At 54.3% G+C, this 18742-nt stretch carries 16 protein-coding genes and 1 pseudogene; 5 read left to right on the top strand and 12 right to left on the bottom strand.

All coding sequences use genetic code 11. The annotated features are described in order from the left end of the window. Positions 1–29: 29 nt before the first annotated feature. Positions 30–314, bottom strand: a complete 285-nt coding sequence (gene rplY / locus AM379_RS00580; protein WP_014170941.1) for a 50S ribosomal protein L25 — start codon at positions 312–314, stop codon at positions 30–32. A gap of 125 nt (positions 315–439) precedes the next feature. Beyond that, a complete protein-coding gene (locus AM379_RS00575; RefSeq protein ID WP_020883178.1) occupies positions 440–2200 on the bottom strand; it encodes a DEAD/DEAH box helicase in 1761 nt (586 codons plus the stop codon). 151 nt (positions 2201–2351) lie between these two features. Between AM379_RS00575 and rsuA the strand changes: the two genes are divergently transcribed. The 3 genes from rsuA to AM379_RS00555 all read left to right on the top strand — a co-directional run bounded on the left by rsuA (position 2352) and on the right by AM379_RS00555 (position 4896). Further along, positions 2352–3059: a 16S rRNA pseudouridine(516) synthase RsuA gene (gene rsuA / locus AM379_RS00570; RefSeq protein ID WP_014170938.1), complete on the top strand. Its 708-nt coding sequence runs from the start codon at positions 2352–2354 to the stop codon at positions 3057–3059. Positions 3060–3074: 15 nt separating this feature from the next. Then, a complete protein-coding gene (locus AM379_RS00565; protein WP_049023590.1) occupies positions 3075–4271 on the top strand; it encodes a Bcr/CflA family multidrug efflux MFS transporter in 1197 nt (398 codons plus the stop codon). A 280-nt stretch (positions 4272–4551) separates the two neighbouring features. Continuing rightward, positions 4552–4896 (top strand): YejG family protein, encoded by a 345-nt coding sequence (locus AM379_RS00555; RefSeq protein WP_014170936.1) that lies wholly within the window; start codon positions 4552–4554, stop codon positions 4894–4896. A gap of 3 nt (positions 4897–4899) precedes the next feature. Here the strand turns inward: AM379_RS00555 and yejF are convergent, their stop codons facing one another. The 9 genes from yejF to AM379_RS00510 all read right to left on the bottom strand — a co-directional run bounded on the left by yejF (position 4900) and on the right by AM379_RS00510 (position 16481). Continuing rightward, on the bottom strand, positions 4900–6489 hold the full coding sequence (gene yejF / locus AM379_RS00550; protein WP_106503358.1) for a microcin C ABC transporter ATP-binding protein YejF: 1590 nt from the start codon (positions 6487–6489) through the stop codon (positions 4900–4902). Between the two features lies 1 nt (position 6490). Next, entirely contained in the window at positions 6491–7516 is a 1026-nt protein-coding gene (locus AM379_RS00545) for an ABC transporter permease (protein WP_014170934.1), read from the bottom strand. Continuing rightward, on the bottom strand, positions 7516–8610 hold the full coding sequence (locus AM379_RS00540) for a microcin C ABC transporter permease YejB (protein WP_032678585.1): 1095 nt from the start codon (positions 8608–8610) through the stop codon (positions 7516–7518). Before AM379_RS00540 ends, AM379_RS00545 begins: the two co-directional genes overlap by 1 nt. 9 nt (positions 8611–8619) lie before the next feature. After that, complete coding sequence (locus AM379_RS00535) at positions 8620–10425, bottom strand: extracellular solute-binding protein (protein WP_025203632.1); 1806 nt, start codon at positions 10423–10425, stop codon at positions 8620–8622. Between the two features lie 77 nt (positions 10426–10502). Further along, entirely contained in the window at positions 10503–12044 is a 1542-nt protein-coding gene (locus AM379_RS00530; protein ID WP_020883182.1) for a cyclic di-GMP phosphodiesterase, read from the bottom strand. Between the two features lie 127 nt (positions 12045–12171). Then, the gene (gene mepS, locus AM379_RS00525) at positions 12172–12741 is read right to left on the bottom strand and encodes a bifunctional murein DD-endopeptidase/murein LD-carboxypeptidase (protein ID WP_014170930.1); all 570 of its coding nucleotides are present in this window, start codon (positions 12739–12741) and stop codon (positions 12172–12174) included. A gap of 416 nt (positions 12742–13157) precedes the next feature. Further along, positions 13158–13871, bottom strand: a complete 714-nt coding sequence (locus AM379_RS00520; protein ID WP_025203633.1) for a phosphatase PAP2 family protein — start codon at positions 13869–13871, stop codon at positions 13158–13160. Positions 13872–13904: 33 nt separating this feature from the next. Then, entirely contained in the window at positions 13905–14891 is a 987-nt protein-coding gene (locus AM379_RS00515) for a CobW family GTP-binding protein (protein ID WP_106503357.1), read from the bottom strand. A gap of 123 nt (positions 14892–15014) precedes the next feature. Further along, positions 15015–16481 (bottom strand): mannitol dehydrogenase family protein, encoded by a 1467-nt coding sequence (locus AM379_RS00510; protein ID WP_106503356.1) that lies wholly within the window; start codon positions 16479–16481, stop codon positions 15015–15017. A 204-nt stretch (positions 16482–16685) separates the two neighbouring features. Here AM379_RS00510 and uxuA point away from each other — a divergent pair, with 204 nt between their 5' ends. Then, positions 16686–17876 (top strand): mannonate dehydratase, encoded by a 1191-nt coding sequence (gene uxuA / locus AM379_RS00505; RefSeq protein ID WP_032678583.1) that lies wholly within the window; start codon positions 16686–16688, stop codon positions 17874–17876. 43 nt (positions 17877–17919) lie between these two features. On the opposite strand, the gene yeiP is transcribed toward uxuA, so the two are convergent. Next, a complete protein-coding gene (gene yeiP, locus AM379_RS00500; protein WP_008500940.1) occupies positions 17920–18492 on the bottom strand; it encodes an elongation factor P-like protein YeiP in 573 nt (190 codons plus the stop codon). Positions 18493–18656: 164 nt separating this feature from the next. Here yeiP and AM379_RS24060 point away from each other — a divergent pair. Then, positions 18657–18740: pseudogene (locus tag AM379_RS24060) on the top strand (YkgJ family cysteine cluster protein); the annotation flags it as partial. Between the last annotated feature and the right edge of the window lie 2 nt (positions 18741–18742).

Below are 18742 nucleotides of genomic sequence, written 5' to 3'. Positions count from 1 at the left end.
GCGGGGCTTTTTTTTCGACGTGTTTGCGATTACGCGCGAACGAAGTCGATGTGAGTGACTTTTGGCTTGAACGCGTGACGCTGAACAGCCTGAACTTTCACTTTTTCTTCTTTACCGCCAACAACGATGGTCAGAACTTCGCTGTAGAATTCAGGTTTGTTCTGCAGGTTCCACACTTTGTCGTGATCCAGTTCGATTGCAACTGGAGCAGCTTCGCCACCGTAAACGATAGCCGGGAACTTGTTAGCGTTACGCAGGCGGCGGCTCGCACCCTTACCCTGCACGTTACGTACTTCTGCTTCGATAGTAAACATTGATTTCTCTCTGTATTTTAAACCCTACTACAGGCGACCCAGCAGCAGGTGAGTGTTCTGCTTCACGGATATGAAGCGGGCGGCATTTTATACTCAAATGCCCCTCACATCAATGAAAAGTCCCCTTAACCGCGTAATTCGTTGGCGCGACGAAAACGGCCTTCGTAATCAAACACCTTTTCCCGAACCTGCCAGAACTGTCCTTTCATACGAGCCACAACAAAATCCGGGTGGCGCAGTAACACCTGCTGGCGCACGATATCGGCCACGGTAATCCAGCGCAGCGGTACACCGGGCGTACGGGTGTGCGGGCGAATAAAGAGTTGTTCGAAGGCCATACGCTGGGCAGGCGTATGTACCCTGAAGCGCTCGCTGACGTCTGCGCCGTCTTCATCGTAATAGGTGATTTTCAGCCACTCGCCTTTGTCATCCGCGCCGGGTTGCAGTGCCATACCGGAACAGCGCAGCACCAGCGCATCTTTTAACTTCAGCGCTGCTTTTAGCATGTCATCAGGATCGACCAGAACCGTATCGCATTCGCGACAGCGACGGGCGGCAATATCGTTTTCCGCATTGCACTGCGGGCAGTTTTTAAAGCGGAAACGGAAATCGCACTGTTCGCGATGTCCTTCGTCATCTTCAAACCAGCCCTGACAGCGGCGGCCAAAATGTTCAATCAGCGTGCCGTCTGCGGTGGTTTTACCCCAGAAGGTATTGGCAAAACCACAGGCAGGGCAAAAGACCTGAACGGGGACGTTGTCGCTTTTGCCTTTTGGCGTGCCGACTTCCGGAGAGTAGAGATCGTGCGGGTTACCGGCGTAATCCAGAATAAGACAGTCGGTTTTCCCGGGCGCCAGGCGCAGGCCGCGGCCCACAATCTGCTGATAAAGACTGACCGATTCGGTCGGACGTAAAATGGCAATCAGATCGACATGCGGGGCATCAAACCCGGTGGTTAACACCGACACGTTCACCAGATAGCGGAATTGTTGCGCTTTGAAGGCGTCGATCAGGCGGTCGCGCTCCGGCCCGGGCGTCTCGCCGGTGATTAAGGCCGCGTCCTCGGCGGGCAGCAGCCCGGTAATTTCTCGCGCATGCTCCACGGTGGCGGCAAAGATCATGACCCCTTTGCGCGTCGCGGCGAACTCTTCTATCTGGCTAATGATATGCGGGGTAATGCGCTTTTGCTTTTTCAGCTCCTGGTTCAACTCCGCTTCGCTGAATAACCCGTTGCTCTGCGCCTGTAACCGGCTGAAATCGTACTGCACCACCGGCATGTCCAGCCGCTCGGGCGGCGTCAGGTAGCCATGCTTGATCATGTAGCGCAAAGGAAGTTCATAGATACAGTCGCTGAACAGCGCTTTCTCATCGCCGCGCACCATACCGTGGTAATGGTAGCGATAGATCCAGCCTTTACCCAGGCGAAACGGGGTTGCCGTCAGGCCAAGCAGCCGAAGGTGCGGGTTCACCTCTTTCAGGTGAGTGAGGATTTGCTGATACTGGCTGTCGTCGTCATCGCTGATGCGGTGACACTCGTCGACAATCAGCAGCGAAAATTCACTGCGAAACAGATCAAGGTTGCGGGCCACCGACTGTACGCTGCCAAAGACCACTTTGCCGTGGCTCTCTTTACGCTTTAGCCCGGCAGCGAAAATGTCAGCTTCCAGCCCGAGCGCGCAATACTTGGCATGGTTTTGCGCCACCAGCTCTTTGACGTGGGCCAGCACCAGCACGCGTCCGCGTGCCAGACGCGCCAGTTCGGCGATCACCAGGCTTTTGCCAGCACCGGTCGGAAGCACAATGGCCGCCGGTGCCTGGTGTTTACGAAACCAGGCGAGAGTGGCGTCAACGGCTTCCTGCTGATAAGGACGAAGTGTAAAAGTCATGGGGTCTCGGTTTAGTTATTTCGCATATAGTATGCCACGAAACTTTTTCCCTTGAGTGGCGCAACCAGACCATTATACTGAGCCATTCCAGACTGCTTCTTTTTCGGACCTGTTGTCCGACTTCCAGCACCATTAAGGCTAAAAAGATTTCATGCGACTTGATAAGTTTATCGCTCAGCAACTCGGCGTAAGCCGCGCTATTGCCGGGCGTGAAATTCGCGCCAGCCGCGTTACCGTGGATGGCGACATTGTGAAAGACACTGCGTTCAAACTCCAGCCTGACCATCAGGTTGAATATGACGGCAACCCGCTGACCCAACAGCACGGGCCGCGCTATTTCATGCTCAATAAGCCGGAAGGCTATGTCTGTTCTACGGACGATCCGGATCATCCAACGGTGCTTTATTTCCTCGACGAACCGGTCGCGCACAAGCTGCATGCCGCTGGCCGTCTCGATATCGACACCACCGGGCTGGTGCTGATGACCGACGACGGGCAGTGGTCGCACCGTATCACGTCTCCCCGTCATCACTGCGAGAAGACGTATCGGGTGACGCTGGAGTCTCCGGTCGCGGATGACACGGCAGAACAATTTGCCAACGGCGTTCAGTTGCATAATGAAAAAGATCTGACCCGGCCTGCAGTGCTTGAAGTGATCGCGCCTACCGAGGTTCGTCTGACCATCAGTGAAGGGCGCTACCATCAGGTGAAGCGTATGTTTGCCGCGGTGGGTAACCACGTTGTCGGTCTGCATCGTGAACGTATTGGCGCAATTGAACTCGATCCTGAGCTGGCGCCCGGCGAATATCGCCCGTTAACGGAAGAAGAGATCGCCAGCGTTGGTCTGCCTTCGCATTAATTTCAGGAGAACTCTGTGACCACCAGGCCACACTCGTCATTCAAAATCGTCTTCATTCTTGGCCTGCTGGCCATGCTGATGCCGCTGTCTATTGATATGTATCTGCCTGCGCTGCCGGTTATTTCCGCGCAGTTTGGCGTACCGGCAGGCAGCGCGCAGATGACGCTCAGCACCTATATTCTCGGTTTTGCCCTCGGTCAGCTGTTTTATGGCCCGATGGCGGACAGCTTTGGCCGCAAGCCCGTTATTCTTGGCGGGACCCTGATTTTTGCAGGGGCGGCGGTGGCCTGTGCGCAGGCGCAAACCATCGATCAACTGATTGTCATGCGCTTTTTCCACGGTCTGGCGGCGGCAGCGGCAAGCGTGGTGATCAATGCCCTGATGCGCGATATCTACCCGAAAGAAGAGTTCTCCCGGATGATGTCGTTCGTGATGCTGGTGACGACGATTGCACCGCTGGTGGCCCCTATGGCCGGTGGTGCGGTACTGGTATGGTTCAGCTGGCATGTGATTTTCTGGATCCTGGCGCTCGCCGCGCTGCTGGCCTCGGCAATGATCTTCTTCTTTATTGATGAAACGCTACCCGCGGAGCGCCGACAGAAGTTCCACATCCGAACCACAATGGGGAATTTCGCCTCACTGTTTCGCCATAAGCGCGTGCTGAGCTATATGCTGGCGAGCGGTTTCAGCTTCGCCGGGATGTTCTCATTCCTGAGCGCCGGGCCGTTTGTCTATATCGAACTGAACCATGTTTCTCCGCAGCACTTCGGTTATTACTTTGCGCTTAACATCGTCTTCCTGTTCATTATGACCATCATTAACAGCCGCTTTGTCCGCCGAGTCGGGGCGTTGAACATGTTCCGCGCCGGGCTTTGGATCCAGTTTGTGATGGCTATCTGGCTGGTGCTGAGTGCTTTTACAGGCATGGGCTTCTGGGCGCTGGTGGTGGGGGTTGCGGCCTTCGTCGGCTGCGTGTCGATGGTTTCCTCCAATGCGATGGCGGTGATCCTCGACGAATTCCCGCATATGGCAGGCACCGCCTCGTCGCTGGCCGGAACATTCCGCTTTGGCATCGGCGCCATCGTCGGGGCGTTACTGTCGATGGCCACGTTTAATACGGCCTGGCCGATGCTGTGGGCGATGGCGTTTTGTGCAACCAGCTCCATTCTTTTCTATCTCTACGCCAGTCGGCCGCGAAAGGTGGCCAGCTAACGCGCAAATAAGGCCCAATCAGGGCCTTTTTTGTTGACACACATCAACCAAAGCTGCGTTCGTTTACCCTGTGTTTGTTTCTTTTATGTAAAATCTATTTGTGTAAAAAGTCACATCATTGTATTTAAAAAGGTTGAGTTAGATCGCAGAAACGGGTACATATAGCGCCGACGCGAGCCAGAACACCTATAAAAAAGCGCCGAATAGTGCAGGCTGGCGATGATGTGTTACTATAAATGTAAATAAATTGTGAAGTAAATTTTGCTTCCGGGGAACGAACGTGAATACATTACAACTCTCCATAGTCCATCGCTTGCCCCAGAGCTATCGCTGGTCGGCGGGTTTTGCAGGTTCGAAAGTTGAACCGATTCCGCAAAGCGTCGCGGGTTGCGAGAATTGTCTGGTTGCACTTAAGTTGCTGAGCCCGAGCGACGAAAATGCATGGCGAGTCATGGAGCGTCTCAGCGAGGCCCTGACGGATATTGAAGTGGACAGCTCCGTACTGGAGTGTGAAGGTGAACCCTGCCTGTTCGTGAAAAGCCAGGATGAATTTGCCGCGACCTGCCGTCTGAAAAACTTTGGTGTTGCTATCGCTGAGCCTTTCTCGGGCCAGTATCCTTTCTGAGCGCTAGTCTGCGGACAACAGCTGGCGCGTGTAGCTCTGCGTTGGCGCAGCAAATACGCGCTGGCACTCTCCCTGCTCGACCACTTCTCCCTGTCGCAACACAATCACCTGATGGCATAACGCCCGCACAACCTGTAAATCATGGCTGATAAAGATATAGGCCAGCCTGTGCTTTTCCTGCAATCCTTTCAGTAATGCCAGGATTTGAGCCTGAACGGTTCTGTCCAGCGACGACGTTGGTTCATCCAGAATGATCAGCTCCGGTTTGAGGATCAGCGCGCGGGCAATGGCGATACGCTGGCGCTGACCGCCGGAAAATTCAGCCGGGTAGCGGTGCCGGGTATCCGGATCTAAGCCAACTTCTTCCATAACGCGTATCACTTCTTCTTCCCGCTGCCGGACGGTCAATACCGGCTGATGAACGCGCAGACCCTCTTCGACAATCTGTAATACGTTCAGCCGTGGGTTAAGCGAGGAGTTTGGATCCTGAAACACAACCTGCATGCGGGGACGAACGGGCAACATCTGGCGACGGTTCCAGTTGTGCAGCGGCATACCGTCAAAGAGGATCTCACCCTGCGAGGCGATTAAGCGCAGCAGTGCCAGGCCGGTGGTGCTTTTTCCCGAACCGGACTCGCCCACCAGCCCCAGCGATTCGCCCGGACGCAGGGAAAAATGGATATTTTTCAATACCGGATTCTGGTCGACGATGCGCCGCAGAATCCCTTTGCGAACAGGAAACGACACGCCCAGCCCCTCAACGCGCAGCAACGGCGCGCTGTCAGCCGGCAGGGGAACCGGGTCACCCGTGGGCTCGCTATCAAGCAGACGCTGCGTATAGGGGTGCTGAGGCGCTTTCAGCAGGGTGGCTGCGGTGTTCTGCTCGACGCAGCGTCCGTTTTGCATCACGGCGACGCTGTCGGCGAGCTTTCTCACAATGCTGAGATTATGGGTGATAAACAGCAGGCTCATGTTCAGTTCGTCACGCAGCTCCCGCAGCAGCCGCAGAATTTGCGCCTGCACCGTCACGTCCAGCGCGGTGGTGGGCTCATCGGCAATCAACAGTTCGGGTCGCGTGAGCAGGGCCATTGCAATCATCACCCGCTGACGTTCGCCGCCGGAAAGCTGATGGGGGAAATCGTTCAGCCGTTTTGCGGCATTGCGAATGCCGGTTCGTTCAAGACAATCCAGAATCTCCCCCCGCGCCGCCTCTTTGCGCATGCCCCGGTGCAGGGACAGCACTTCATAGAGCTGTTTTTCCAGCGTGTGCAGCGGGTTAAGGGAGACCATCGGCTCCTGGAAAATCATGGCAATGTTATTGCCGCGAATTCCGCGCAGGGTTTTTTCGTCGGCATGCAGCAGCGAGCGACCGTGAAACAGAATGTCGCCTTGCGGATAGCTGACGGGCGGAGACGGAAGCAGGCGCAGGATCGACAGTGCCGATACGCTCTTGCCGGATCCTGACTCGCCTACCAGCGCCAGCGTTTCGCCGCGCTGGATCTGCAGCGACAACTCCGTGACCACGGTACGCGCCTCACCCTGTTTTGAAAAGGCAATCGACAGGTTATCAATACTGAGAAGGGGCTGCGTCATCTTATACCGCCTTGTTGGGATCAAAAGCATCGCGCACGGCTTCGCCAATAAAAATCAGCAGTGAAAGCAGCACGGCCACGGCAAGAAAGGCGGTGATGCCTAACCACGGTGCCTGCAGGTTGTTCTTGCCCTGCAGCAGTAGCTCGCCGAGCGACGGGGAACCGAGAGGGAGCCCGAAGCCAAGGAAATCAAGCGAGGTGAGGGTAGTGATGGAACTGCACAGAATAAACGGCAGGAAGGTGAGGGTCGCTACCACGGCGTTAGGAAGCATATGGCGGAAAATGATCCCGCGGTCGCTCACCCCCAGCACTTGGGCAGCGCGAATGTAATCGTAATTACGGGTGCGCAGGAATTCCGCCCGCACCACACCTACCAGCGCCATCCAGCCGAAGATGACGGTAATGCCTAACAGCCACCAGAAGTTTGGCTGTACCACGCTTGAAAGCAGAATGATCAGAAACAGCGTCGGCATGCCTGACCAGACTTCAATAAAACGTTGGCCCCACAGGTCGATTTTCCCGCCGTAGTAGCCCTGAACGGCACCTGCTACCACACCCATCACGCTGGAAAAGACGGTCAGCATCAGCCCAAAGAGGATCGAGATCCGCGTGCCGTAGAGGATGCGTGCCAGCACATCGCCACCGTTGGCATCCGTTCCCAGCCAGTTTTGCGCGGAAGGCGGGGAAGGGAAGGGGGTGGTGGTCGCAAAGTTAATGCTGTTTGCGCCAAAACGCACCGGCGCCCAGAGTGCCCAGCCGTGCTGTTCAATTTGCTGGCGAAGCCACGGATCCTGATATTCAGCGGGCGTCGCAAACGGGCCACCAAAATCGCTTTCGCTGTATTGGGTGAGAACGGGCACATACCAGCGGTCGTTAAAGTGCACCAGCAGCGGTTTATCGTTGGCAATCAATTCCGAACACATGCTTAAGACAAACAGGACGGCAAAGATCCACAGCGACCAGTAGCCGCGGCGGTTGTGGCGAAAACGGGCCCATCGGGCCTGGTTGACGGGGCTTAAACGCGGCATCAGCGGCCCTCAAAATCAATTCGGGGATCAACCAGCGTATAGCTGATATCGCTGATGATATTCAGCAGCAGGCCAATCAGGGTGAAGATATAAAGTGTGCCAAACATGACCGGATAATCGCGCGACACGGTGGCTTCATATCCCAGCAAGCCCAGTCCATTGAGGGAGAACATCACCTCTATCAGCAGCGAGCCGGTAAAAAACATACTGATGAACGTGGCAGGAAATCCGGCAATCACCAGCAGCATGGCGTTGCGAAAGACATGTTTCCACATGATCTGCTTTTCGCCGACGCCCTTCGCACGGGCAGTCACAACGTACTGTTTACGGATTTCATCGAGAAAGGCGTTTTTGGTCAACATGGTCAGGGCCGCAAAGCCGCCAATGACGGTCGCAAGCACCGGCAACGTGATGTGCCAGAAATAATCGGAGATCTTCTTGTACCAGGGCAGGGTGCTGAAATCCGCTGACACCAGCCCCCGCAGCGGAAAGATATCGAAATAGCTGCCACCGGCAAAAAAGACAATCAACAGAACGGCAAACAGAAACGCCGGAATGGCATAGCCGATGATGATAAACGTGCTGCTCCAGACATCGAAGCGGCTGCCGTTGTGAACCGCTTTACGGATCCCCAGGGGGATAGAGACGAGATAAATAATCAACGTTCCCCACAGCCCCAGGGTAATCGACACCGGCAGACTTTGCTTAATCAATGTTAAAACCGACGCGCTGCGAAACAGGCTGTCGCCAAAATCAAAGCGGAGGTAGTCCCAGAGCATGTTGAAATACCGCTCGTGAAGCGGTTTGTCGAAGCCATAACGATGGGTGATCTCGGCGATGACTTCCGGATCCAGGCCACGTCCGCCGCGATAATGGCTTTCACTGATATTTCCCAGGCCGGTGCGGGCATGGCTCGCGCCCATTCCTTCGCCACCGCCGCCAGGCATGCCGCCGCTGTTGCCAAATTCAATGGCTGCAATAGCCTGGTCGACCGGGCCGCCGGGCGCGATTTGCACAATAAAAAAGTTAATCGTGATGATTGCCCAGAGGGTCGGGATAATCAGCAGGAGACGGCGGATCAGATACGCACCCATGATGATTCCTTATCGCCGCTCAGCGGGAAGTCTGGCGGCTTTGTTAACGTCATACCACCAGGTGTCGAAGCCCAGTGAATAGACAGGGCGTACGGCAGGCTCGGAGAACTTGTCCCAGCGCGCAAGCCGGTCTTCGCCCATATACCACATTGGCAGCATGTAGTAATTCCAGGTTAAGACCCTGTCGAGGGCGCGTCCCAGCGGCAAGAGTTTTTCTTTATCACCCTGCGCCGCCACGATTTTCGCAATCAAGGCATCAATCGCCGGGCTTTTCACCCCCGGCGCATTGTAGGAGGAGTCGATATAGCTGGATGCCCAGGAGATTTGCAGATCCGAACTGGGCCACGGCTGCGCGGGCCACAGGGTTTGCATCATGTCGTAATCACGGCTGCGTTTGCGGTTGGTGAGCTGCGCGTTGTCGACCTGGCGAATGTTCATGGTAATCCCCAGCCGTTCAAGATTGTGCTTAAACGGCAGCACCCACTGATCGTTGCTTCCGGACGCAAGCAGCAGCTCAAAGCTTAACGGTTTGCCCGTTCTGGAATCGACGCGTTTTTGATTCTTCAGTGGCCAGCCTGCGTCATCCAGCAGTTTACTGGCTTTAAGCAGGTTGTCGCGATCGTAGCCGTCACCCTTTGACGCCGGAGGCTGAAATACCGTCGTGAACACCTCCGGCGGCAGTTCTGCTTTTAGCGGTGCCAGCAGGACAAGTTCGTCCGCTTTTGGGTAATCGCGAGCGGCATATTCAGTGTTCTGGAAATAGCTATTTGCCCGGCTGTAAGCGCCGTAAAATAGCGCTTTGTTCATCCATTCAAAATCAAAGGCCAGGGTAATGGCTTCCCGCACCCGACGGTCAGTAAATACCGGACGCTGAATATTAAACGCCAGCCAGCGCGTATCCTGAGCGGACGCGTTTTTATGCTCGTCTTTAACGATATACCCGTTAGCGAAGTTTTTGCCGATATACCGTGTCGCCCAGTTTTTAGCGCTGCTCTCCACGCGCATATCGAACGCACCAGCTTTGAAGGCTTCAAATGCCACGTTATCGTCAAGGTAGTAATCGTAGCGAAGGGTATCAAAATTCCAGCGGCCACGGTTTACCGGCAGGTTTGCCGCCCAGTAGTCTTTGACCCGGGAATAGACAACATACTGCCCCATGCGCCAGTCGGTGATGCGGTAAGGGCCACCCGCCAGCGGGGGTGTGGAGAGCGGGTCGCTAAGTTTGTGATCTTTCCAGAACGATTCAGGCATCACGGGCAGGGAGAACAGGCTGAGCATGTTCTCTTTATTCGGCTCACTCAGCTCAATACGCACCGTGAGCGGGGCAATGGCTTTGACCGTCACGCCTTTGTAGACAATGCGGAACTGGGGAACGCCCTCAGTCATAAATTTGTGAAATGTGAAGGCAATGTCGCTGGCTTTGACCGGCGTCCCATCGTGAAAACGCGCCCGTGGGTTAATCGAAATTTCCGCCCACGCAAAGTTATCCGCGTAACGCACGTTGTCCGCAATCAGCGGGTAGTAACTGCCGGGTTCATCATCAGACGTAACAAACAACGTATCGTAGAGCGATTCTGTTCGCGCTGCCGCCACGCCGCGCAGGGCGAAGCGGTTGAAGTTGTCGAACGTCCCCGTGGCGGAGAGGGTCACGTTTCCGCCTTTTGGCGCGGCAGGATTGACGTAATCAAAGTGCGTAAAATTGACCGCGTACTTTGGCTCACCAATCACAGAGAACGCGATGTTCTCTTTGATGGTTTGCGCCTGGCTGGACAGGCTCGTTAATGCCAACAGCAGCAACATAAAGCGCATAAGCATCTCGCGGCGGCTCCCTTTCGACTGACCGGCTCAGTTAAGCTGAATAATAAGTGACGTCACGGGCAATGTGAAATCATTCAACGTTCAGGCTGCCATTGGCGGAACTGCTCCAGCGGCATCGGGCGGCTAATCCAGTAACCCTGAAGGAAAACAACGCCATGTTCGCGCAGCCAGGCTGCCTGCTCCGGCGTCTCCACCCCTTCGGCGACGGTCGACATATTCAGTCGTCTTGCCAGGGTGAGTACGGCATCAAGCACCGGGGAGGTGACGGTTTCCGTCCCGATCGCGTTGACAAAACCCCGGTCAATTTTGATGTAATCCATGGTGAAACGCTCAAGGTAAATCAGCGCACTGTGGCCGGTACCAAAATCATCAATCGCAATTTCAAAGCCTTCATTGTGCAGCCATTCGAAAAGATTGTTGGCTTCCCGATGGTTAACCATGTCGCGTTCGGTGATTTCCAGCACGATCTGGAAATGATCCGGCGGCATTAAGTCCAGGAAAGTGCGCATATCCTCTTTGAAGCTTTCTGCATGCAGATGCCCCGGCGCAATGTTAATGCCCAGTTTTGCGCCCGGCGGCAGAAGGGTCTGTAATACCGGCGCGTCGCGAATGATGAGGTCAAAGAGATGCAGCGTCAGCGGCACAATCAGCTTCTGCGCTTCGGCGAAGTTGATAAAGGCATCAGGCGGAATTTCCCCCATCGTCGGGTGTTTCCAGCGCATCAGGACTTCGACACCACGCATTTGCAGCGTCTCGGCATCCACAACAGGCTGATACACCACATAAAACTGGCCGCGTTTAATGGCGCTCAGGATCTCTTTGCCTGGGTTAAGACGCGTAGTGAGGATATAGAAATTAAGCGAGCCGGCCGCGATCCCGCAGACCAGTCCAAAGAACACCGCGAACAGGATTTCATCGCTCGTCCACTCTTCGGCGTACAGTTTGATCGTCAGCGGAACCTCTTTTAGGGTCGCGGTACGCGCCGGCGTTTCATGTAAATCCTGTGCCTTCACCAGTGTGGCGGACCTGGTCGACAACGCATTGTCGCCAATGATGATAGCAATACCCGCGAACTCGTTCTGGCGTGCGGTATAAAGCATGTACGGAGTCAGGTTGATGTTTACCGAAGTAAACACGCCGCCGTCCTTCACCAGCGGATTTCGATACCAGATGGCAATCGCGGGTCTGTGCGGCATCATCGGTGTACCCGGCAGTAACGCCATATCAATCTGTTTATCGATGTGCAGCTCGGGTATCAGCTCTTCCATCGGGACGTTCATCGGACCGGTGGCTGAAGAGCAGTACGCCAGTTTATCCCTGACCAGCAAAAAGGCGCGCACGTTAAGGCTAAAGGCCGCGCGAGAGGTCAGCTCAGCGTTGACGTCGTGGCAGCTGTTCAGCGTGAGCGGCTGAAGGAGATCGATAGAGCTTTTTAACTCATCGAAGTAGCTTTCCATGTAGATGCTCACGTCGTCAATCAGGGTGTCGAATCTGACTTCCCGCTTGTGGTAGCTCCAGAAAAATTGCAATGAACCCAGGAGCAGGGCTGTGATCAGGCCGGTGATAAGGCTGAGGAAAAGTATCTTGCGATTACTGGAGAAGTAGCGGGTGAACATAGACGTCGTGGTTCCTGGATTGCCGCTGAATGTATTCAGTGTAACGGGCAAAAAAAAACACCGCCGAAGCAGTGCTTTTTTTTATCATATCGCCGGCCAAGGGATAACCAACGATACAATGATTATTTTAACTGCGGGTCAGTACGCGGCGCGCTTCGTTATAGCGCTTCTTCCAGTAAGGTTCGTTCATGCTGGAAATGGTCACACCGCTGCTGGTGGAGGCATGTACAAACTGGTCATTGCCAATGTAGATGCCAACATGTCGACCTGTCGAACCCGCACGGAACAGGACTAAATCCCCGGTGCGCAGTTTAGTGCGTGAAATCGACTTGCCCATCTCCTGCTGTTCGTAAGTTGAACGCGGAAGATCTAACCCAAACTGCTCACGGAAAGTACGCTGTACGAAACCGGAACAATCAATGCCTTTTTTGGTGCTGCCGCCAAGACGATAACGCACGCCTTTCCAGTCAGCATACTGGTCCATAATACGGGACTTCACGTCCAGATTACGTACCATATTTTCAAATTCATCCTGAGAGGCTTGCAGTGACGAGGAATCTTCCATTCCCACAACACGCGTCTCAGGATGCATATTCTTTGCGGTGTTCGATGTACTACATGCAGATAACAGTACCGCCACTGCTATCGCCGGGATCCCCCGTAAGATATATCTCAAAATCGGTTGAGATTTGACCATTTTGTTTATTATCCCTTGAAGTCCTTAACGACAAATATCGTTATAAAAAATGCCAAACGTGACGAGACTAATTATCTGTTCACAATGAGACAATTCTTTCTGATCACATTTGTGGCGTAGCGCACAAATTTATTCACCAGCGAAATAATTATCTCTATGGGGCAAAACGAGTTCGAGATTAACCGATTGCCTGGGGTATTGCGAGCAAAAAAAGCCTTTTTTTTATAAGAAATTGTGATACAGAAAGTAAAAATTGATAATTGTTCAAAAAACGCACGATAAAGGTTAAAAACCGTGCAACACATTCATTTTTATCACGAATATTGTGACGAAATGATGACGGGAGGGGGCGGAAGGAGAGAAAAATACATCAAGGATCAAAACGATCCCTGATGCATAGTGTTAATTAAGGTTAATTATTGGTTTCTGATTTGTTGCGTTTTGCCGGGGAGGTAGCGATCGAACACGGCTATTATCTTGTCGCTCAGCGGTGTCATCAGACACCACGGCAGCGCAACCAGCACAGAAGAGAGCGAACCGACAGCAATATCAGTAAACCAGTGAGCGCCAATCATTACCCGTGGGAAGGCAAAAACCACAAAAATAATCAGGGCTATCGCAAAGGCTTTTCGGCCGAAATAGCGGAGCATCACGCCGGAAAAAATAAGCAGCATCATTCCGTGATCGCCCGGGAAACTGGCCTTCGACGCATCTTTCGTTGGAATATGCAGCAGCTCGCTGACGCGATAAATATCGGGGAAGAAGAGCGTTGGGCTGGAACGCTTAACCGGAATAATGGCCGTTGCCAGCTGGTTAATTACCACCGCAAGCAGCAACATCATCAAACCAATAATCAGAATACGGCGGCGTCCTGTTTTGTCCTCTTTCAGCCAGAAAGAGAGCATCAGGCCGCCCATCGCCAGCAGCGAGCAGCCGTCAAAGGCGCGGTTATTCGTGATAGCAACCAGCCACAGGAAGGCTTCGCTCTTCACCAGTTCCTGGTTGAAGAAGTGAAAAATGGCAGAATCCAGCGGAAACCAGACACCATGATTCGCCGGGATATACCAGGAGAAAAAGAGCGCCAGACCGGCGACATTAAGCAGTAATATCAGGGGAAGTCGAGTCGTCATAACATTCAGCATAGAGTGAAATCTGGGGCAACGTTAGCCGCCCAAACTTAAACGAAGCTTCAACAGGCTGGACTGCAGGGCATTCCAGTCGGCGTTAACCGCACTAATTAACTCTATTCGGCTATCAGGTGGCGCCAGATTTTGCGTTTCGATAAAGAAATCTTCGCCCTGACGGTTGATCCGCACCAGCCCGTCCGGTGTGCGCATGATCCCTTTAACACGATCGACCGGAGCCAGTCTGGCCCATTCGAGTATGCCGATGGTGTCGAATACGGTATCCGCATCGAAAATCCATCCGCAGGCCTGATAGCCCTGGCCGCTGTTAAGGTTACGACGCCAGCGCTGGTGCTCCGGCAGACTCAGGGCAGCCAGACCCTGTTTTTGCGGATGGCTGTGGGCATGTTCCGCGCTTGCCGGGAGCGCCGCCAGGTTCAGGCGAGGCAGGTCAAGCAGGGCGTTATCAATTTTCCCCTGGGTGGTCTGCACCCGCTGACGGTTGCCACCGAAGTGCTGCCACCATGTCTCCAGCGCGGACTGGCTTTCCGCCGTTGCGCGATCCTCTTTATTGGCGACGATAATATCTGCCGAGGCGAGCTGGTCGCGGAAGTTCTCGTTGGTCACGGCTTTTTCATCCAGCAGCTGACGGGGGTCCAGCAGGCACAGCGTGGCACGCAGATCGATCCACGGCTCGTAGACCGGTGCGGTCAGTAAATCGAGAATTTGCTTCGGATGACCCAGCCCGGTCGGTTCAATCAGCAGACGGTCTGGTTTGCCCTGACGCAGCAGCGTATTCAGCCCGACCTGCATCGGCAGACCATTTACGCAGCACATGCAGCCACCGGGGATCTCTTTGATCATCGCGCCGCTGTCTGCCAGTAATGCGCCATCAATACCCACTTCGCCAAATTCATTGACCAGTACGGCCCATTTTTCTGCCGGATCCTTATTGGCCAGCAGGTGGAGAATTGAGGTGGTTTTACCGCTGCCGAGAAAACCGGTAATGAGGTTGGTTTTGGTCACGTGCGCTCCAGTCGATAATTGTGATGCTATAACAATTATCCATCATCCTGGCGAAAAACGGGCGCAATGAGAAGGGGGAGGGCGAACGGAGGCAATCGCCGTTCGCCTTAAGCGCAATAATCGCTAAATATTTAACGTTTCGATAACAGCCTGACGCGCGCCATGGCGGGCGATGCGCTGATAGGCCTGGCTGATGGCCTCCACGAAAATGCTATTTTGTGCGAGATCGTGACCAAAGATTTCACTCAGCCCCAGCAGGGCGTTGACGCGCTCAGCGTCGCTGCTGGCTGCAACAAGGGTGCGGATTTTATCGCTCAGCGGATCGCGCACATCAATTGCGTCGCCACGCTCGTCGGTTCCGCTGACGTAGCGGATCCAGCCTGCAACGCCCAGGGCCAGCAGCGGCCACGCGGTTTTACGTTCAAGATGGATGCGGATCCCATCCAGCATGCGTTGCGGCAATTTCTGGCTTCCGTCCATCGCAATTTGCCAGGTCCGGTGCTGCAGTGCCGGATTGGCAAAGCGTTCAAGCAGGCTATCGGCATAAGCCGTGAGGTCGACATCCTTAATACGCAGCGTAGGAGCCTGCTCATTCAGCATTAACCGACGTGCGGCTTCGCGAAAAGCGGTGTCTTCCATACATTCGTTGATGTGCGCATACCCGGCGAGGTAGCCCAGATACGCGAGGAAAGAGTGGCTGCCGTTGAGCATGCGCAATTTCATCTGTTCCCACGGCAGCACGTCCTGCACCATTTGTACACCAGCCACTTCCCATGCCGGGCGTCCGGCAACAAAGTTGTCTTCCACTACCCACTGAATAAACGGTTCGCAGCTGATAGCACAAGGATCTTCTACTCCAAGCTCTTTCGTGATTTCTGCCAGCGACGCCTCGGTCGCGGCAGGGACAATTCGGTCGACCATGGTCCCCGGAAAGCTCACATGTGAATTAATCCACTCTGCCAGCGCCGGGTCGCGTTTCTGGGCCATCCCTAGTACCGCGTTTTTCACCACATGGCCGTTATCAGGGATGTTGTCGCAGGAGAGGACGGTAAAAGCGGACAAACCGCGTTCACGGCGGCGGTGGAGCGCCTCGACCAGGATCCCGGGTGCGGAGTGCGGTTCAGACGGGTTCTCCAGATCGTGAACGATCCGGAGGTTGTGCAAATCCAGATTACCGGTGGCGGGATCGATGCAATAACCTTTCTCTGTGATGGTGAGCGACACAATGGCGACCTGAGGTTCACAAAATTTCTCAATGATGGCAGGCAGAGAATCCAGTTTTGCGTTCAGACATTCATGGACGGCACCGACGATAATCGGCTGGTTTCCCTCCGCCCCTTTTTCCAGCACGGTGAAGAGATGATCCTGTGCGCGCAACTGGCTCATCAGCACGTCGCCGCTGAAGAGGCTAATCTCACAAATACCCCAGTCGCCGCCTTTCTCATTCAGCACCCGGTTTGTTAACAAGGCCTGATGCGCGCGGTGAAATGCGCCGAAGCCAAAATGGACGATGCGAGAGCGTAACTGCTTACGATCGTAGCGAGGGAGCTGGACATGGGCAGGAAGCGAGGTGGAGGCAATTGTCTTCATGAAATACACACCTGATTAACCATTAATTAACAACGCCAGTGTAAAGTTATATGACAGCAAATAAAATTGGTGAGCCGTAAATATCCCCGAAGTGTGAGTTTGATCAATCAATGTGTGGCGGTGTGTTGACCCTTTACGGCAAACATGTATGGTAGTCGTCATCGTAGTCATCCATATTGGTATAACAACTTTAGAGGTGAGGCAATGGAACAGACCTGGCGTTGGTACGGGCCGAACGATCCGGTTTCTCTTGATGATGTGCGTCAGGCTGGCGCAACGGGTGTCGTGACGGCGCTGCATCACATTCCTAATGGTCAGGTATGGCCGATTGAAGAAATCAAAAAGCGTCAGGCGCTGCTGGCGGAAAAAGGCCTGACCTGGTCTGTGGTGGAAAGCATCCCGGTTCACGAAGATATCAAAACCCATTCAGGTGATTATCAGACCTGGATTGCCAACTACCAGCAGAGCATTCGTCACCTGGCGGCCTGCGGTATTGATACTGTTTGCTATAACTTCATGCCCATTCTTGACTGGACGCGCACCGATCTTGAGTACACGTTGCCGGACGGCTCAAAAGCGCTGCGTTTCGATCAGATTGCCTTTGCCGCATTTGAGCTGCACATCCTGAAACGTCCTGGTGCAGAAGCCGATTACACGGCTGAAGAGCAGCAGCAGGCGCTCGCGTGGTTTAACGCAGCCAGTGACGCCGAGATTGAAAAGCTGACCCGCAATATTATTGCTGGCCTGCCGGGCGCTGAAGAGGGCTATACGCTGGATCAGTTCCGCGCGCGACTGGCGGAATACGGGAATATTGATAAAAACCAGCTGCGTGAAAACATGGCGTTTTTCCTGCGCGCTATCGTACCGGTAGCGGAAGAAGCGGGCGTACGCCTGGCTGTGCACCCGGACGATCCTCCGCGTCCTATTCTCGGTTTACCGCGAATCGTGTCCACGATTGAAGATATGCAGTGGCTGAAAGAGACCGTGGACAGTATCTATAACGGATTCACCATGTGTACCGGCTCTTACGGCGTGCGTGCGGATAACGATCTGGTGCAGATGATTGAAACCTTCGGCGATCGTATTCACTTCACGCATCTGCGTGCGACCTGTCGTGAGGATAATCCAAAAACCTTCCATGAAGCAGCGCACCTGGGCGGCGATGTGAATATGGTCGCGGTAGTGGATGCGATTCTGGCGGAAGAGGTACGTCGTAAGCACGCGGGTGACGTTCGTCCTATCCCGTTCCGTCCCGATCATGGTCACCAGATGCTGGACGATCTGCGTAAGAAAACGAACCCAGGTTATTCGGCAATTGGTCGTCTGAAAGGCATGGCGGAAGTGCGGGGCGTTGAGCTGGCGCTGAAGATGACGAAATACCCGGAACTGCTGTAACGTCTGTTGCCCGGTGGCGTTGTGCCACCGGGCGAATATCGCATTAGTCTGCGCGACCCATATAGCGTTTTTCTTCGATATGGATGCGGATTTTCTCGCCCGCGGAGAGGTATTCTGGCACCTGCACCACCAGACCGGTCGTCAGGGTTGCTGGTTTGTTGCGGGCACTTGCGGATGCACCTTTGATGCCCGGAGCCGTTTCCACGATTTCCAGATCTACGGTCTGCGGCAGCTCCAGCGCCAGCAGCACGCCATCCCAGGTCAGAACCTGCATGTCAGGCATCCCGCCTTCAGGAATAAAGAGGAGTTCTTCTTCAATCTGATCTTTGGTGAAGATATACGGGGTGTAATCTTCTTTATCCATGAACACGTATTCGTTGCCATCAATGTAGGAAAAATCAACATAGCGGCGGGTCAGGGTCACGGTATCAACGATATCGTCACCTTTAAAACGTTCTTCCACTTTCAGACCGGTACGCACATCGGCGAAACGCATTTTGTACAGCGTTGCTGCACCACGGGCGCTCGGGGCCTGAATATCGATATCTTTCACAATCAGCAGCTTGCCGTTGTAATTCAGTACCATACCTTTCTTAATTTCGTTCGCTCTTGGCATTGCAGTAATCCTGTTTACGGGTGGTAAAAAATATCGCGCCAAATTACTCGTGCTCGGCCTTTCAGGCAAGCGGAATTCGTGGCTTTTGCTATCAATACACAAAAGGTGTTACTGTGCGCGCAATGCCCGACTGCGCGGGCGTTCTTCAGCGAAAGAGAGCCTGTATGGATTGTCGTCCCGATTGTGGCGCGTGTTGTACCGCACCGTCCATTTCAAGCCCCATTCCTGGCATGCCGGACGGCAAGCCTAA

Source organism: Enterobacter cloacae complex sp. FDA-CDC-AR_0132 (assembly GCF_003010695.1).
Classification (GTDB): domain Bacteria; phylum Pseudomonadota; class Gammaproteobacteria; order Enterobacterales; family Enterobacteriaceae; genus Enterobacter; species Enterobacter ludwigii.
The sequence above is the reverse complement of the archived record's forward strand: the minus strand, read 5'-3'. Positions and strand labels throughout refer to the sequence as shown.

Bases quoted from the DNA above. Each gene is read 5' to 3' on its own strand.
- mepS (WP_014170930.1), bottom strand. From the start codon at position 12,741: ATGGTCAAATCTCAACCGATTTTGAGATATATCTTACGGGGGATCCCG.
- AM379_RS00575 (WP_020883178.1), bottom strand. From the start codon at position 2,200: ATGACTTTTACACTTCGTCCTTATCAGCAGGAAGCCGTTGACGCCACT.
- AM379_RS00535 (WP_025203632.1), bottom strand. From the start codon at position 10,425: ATGCTTATGCGCTTTATGTTGCTGCTGTTGGCATTAACGAGCCTGTCC.
- rsuA (WP_014170938.1), top strand. From the start codon at position 2,352: ATGCGACTTGATAAGTTTATCGCTCAGCAACTCGGCGTAAGCCGCGCT.
- uxuA (WP_032678583.1), top strand. From the start codon at position 16,686: ATGGAACAGACCTGGCGTTGGTACGGGCCGAACGATCCGGTTTCTCTT.
- AM379_RS00545 (WP_014170934.1), bottom strand. From the start codon at position 7,516: ATGCCGCGTTTAAGCCCCGTCAACCAGGCCCGATGGGCCCGTTTTCGC.
- AM379_RS00520 (WP_025203633.1), bottom strand. From the start codon at position 13,871: ATGACGACTCGACTTCCCCTGATATTACTGCTTAATGTCGCCGGTCTG.
- rplY (WP_014170941.1), bottom strand. From the start codon at position 314: ATGTTTACTATCGAAGCAGAAGTACGTAACGTGCAGGGTAAGGGTGCG.
- AM379_RS00530 (WP_020883182.1), bottom strand. From the start codon at position 12,044: ATGTTCACCCGCTACTTCTCCAGTAATCGCAAGATACTTTTCCTCAGC.
- yejF (WP_106503358.1), bottom strand. From the start codon at position 6,489: ATGACGCAGCCCCTTCTCAGTATTGATAACCTGTCGATTGCCTTTTCA.
- AM379_RS00510 (WP_106503356.1), bottom strand. From the start codon at position 16,481: ATGAAGACAATTGCCTCCACCTCGCTTCCTGCCCATGTCCAGCTCCCT.
- AM379_RS00540 (WP_032678585.1), bottom strand. From the start codon at position 8,610: ATGGGTGCGTATCTGATCCGCCGTCTCCTGCTGATTATCCCGACCCTC.
- yeiP (WP_008500940.1), bottom strand. From the start codon at position 18,492: ATGCCAAGAGCGAACGAAATTAAGAAAGGTATGGTACTGAATTACAAC.